General features: G+C 69.7%; 2 protein-coding genes and 1 pseudogene. 1 reads left to right on the top strand and 2 read right to left on the bottom strand.

The window, feature by feature from the left end; genetic code table 11:
• Positions 1–185: pseudogene (locus ACIHFD_RS67825) on the bottom strand (D-alanine--D-alanine ligase); the annotation flags it as partial.
• A 140-nt stretch (positions 186–325) separates the two neighbouring features.
• Entirely contained in the window at positions 326–1,384 is a 1,059-nt protein-coding gene (locus ACIHFD_RS67820; protein WP_397375962.1) for a hypothetical protein, read from the bottom strand.
• Positions 1,385–1,685: 301 nt separating this feature from the next.
• Between ACIHFD_RS67820 and ACIHFD_RS67815 the strand changes: the two genes are divergently transcribed.
• Positions 1,686–1,909 (top strand): helix-turn-helix domain-containing protein (locus tag ACIHFD_RS67815; protein WP_397371898.1); only part of this gene is annotated, 224 nt, incomplete at its 3' end.

Here is a 1,909-nt window from a genome sequence, read left to right as displayed (position 1 = left end):
ACCACGTCCGCCAGGTCGCGTCGCAGTTCCACCGGCCACCTGCCCTGCCGGTCGATGATGACGGCGACGGGCTCGTACAGATCCCTCGGCAGGGCGTCGAGCACGGCCTGCGCCGACTGCAGCGAGACCTCATGCTCGGCGGACGGCCCACCCGCCAGCACAGCCACGCGTACGCGTTCAGTCACGATCGATCAGCCTTCCTCAGTGGTACGGAGACAGCCGGACCCACCACGGGGAACAGGCGCCGGTTGCCGGCCGACCGTATCCCCGCCTCGTCCGCGCCGTGCCATGGTTGTGTCACGGTCGCGCCGACCGGTGGTGCGGGTCAGCGCACGTTGACCGGGCGCAGCGTGAAGCCGTCGTTCGGCTTGCCGGCCAGCAGGGCGGCCAGACCGCCGCTGAGCGCGTAGGTCGTCCCTCGGGGGCCGGCCGTGACGGCGCTGGTGACCGGGTCGGCGACGGTGTCGGTGACCGAGACGGTGGCGGACTTCCAGTCACGGTCAGGGCGAACCCGCTGCACCACGGCGGCCTTCCCGCTGAGCAGGCCACTGCTGACCACGGCGAGCGACTTGTCCGGCAGCACCCGGATGCCCGCGGTGAGGGCGCTGAGGTTCTTGGAGAGCTTGACCTTGACGGCCTTCTTGGGGCTGTCGACCGGCACCCGCACCAGGCTGCCATCGGCCTTGGCGACGATGAGGAGGTTGCCGGGCATCCATGCGACGGCGCTCATGCCCACGTTGTTCAGAAAGTTCGGGACGTCCACGTTCCCGGCCAGCAGCTTGTGACTCACGAGGACGGAGGCCTTGCCGTTGCGGTCGATGCGGAAGATCGTCGAGGAGAGCTGGTCGACGGCGTACGCCGTGCCGTCCGGGGCGATCGTCACGTCGGACACGAGATGCTGCTTGTCGTCGTTGGCGACCTTGTTCAGGTCGGCGTACCAGAGTCGGCGTCCGCTGCCGATGGCGTAGGCGGCGACACCTGCGACCTTGAACTTGGTGGCGGGTGCGGAGCGGTCGGCCGTTCCGTAGTCCACGTTGCCGGCCAGGATCCGGTTCCCCTTGGAGTCCACCCGCACGGCCTGCACCGACACCAGCTTCCTGTCTTCGATGATGGTGCGCACCCTGCCCTTCTGGTCGACCGAAGAGATGGTGCTGTGCGCCAGCGAACCCGTCACGAACTTCCGAGAGCCCGGGTAGTAGTCCGCGGAGTGGGGAAAGACCCCCGGCCCCTTGGCCTCGACGGTGGGCGCCGCCGGACGGGATTGGACGGAGGCGGCGGCGTGCCGTTCGGAAGTGGCGAGGGCGCCGGTGGCGTCGGCCAGCGCGCTGCCGAGGACCGTCACGGCGGTGAGGGTCAGAACGATCGCGGGACGCTTGAGCTTCATGGGGGTGTTCTTCCTTCCGAGGACGTGCTCCGGCCCGATGTGCCGGATATCGCATGCAGACGTGGCAGGCACGGGTGCCGTGTCCACGTGAGTCGGTCAAGCCGCAGCCGGCGCCCCGTGGACGGCGAAGTCGCCGTACGGGGCTCCGGCCCTGTGACGCCGGCCGACCCCGCTCCGGTATCCCGTTTCGCGGCCGGCCCTGCGTCCTGCTCGTGGCGTCGAGTCTGCTGCCGCCGGCCGTTCGTAGCCTGTCCCTGGCGGGGTCAGGCTGCCTGGCGTCCTGGTGCTCGATACTCGGTGTATGAACAAGAAGTCGGGGTTGGGGGAGTTCCTCAGGATGCGCCGGTCGCAGTTGCAGCCTGCGGATGTGGGACTCCGGGACTTCGGAGAGCGCCGTCGCGTGCCGGGGCTGCGCCGTGACGAGCTGGCGCAGCTCGCCGGGGTGGGCCTGTCCTACTACACGCGCCTGGAGCAGGGGCTCTCGCTCAACGCGTCACCGGAGGTGCTGGACGCGCTGGCCCGTGC

This window comes from Nonomuraea sp. NPDC051941, from assembly GCF_044593615.1.
The sequence above is the reverse complement of the archived record's forward strand: the minus strand, read 5'-3'. Positions and strand labels throughout refer to the sequence as shown.

Bases quoted from the DNA above. Each gene is read 5' to 3' on its own strand.
- ACIHFD_RS67820 (WP_397375962.1), bottom strand. From the start codon at position 1,384: ATGAAGCTCAAGCGTCCCGCGATCGTTCTGACCCTCACCGCCGTGACG.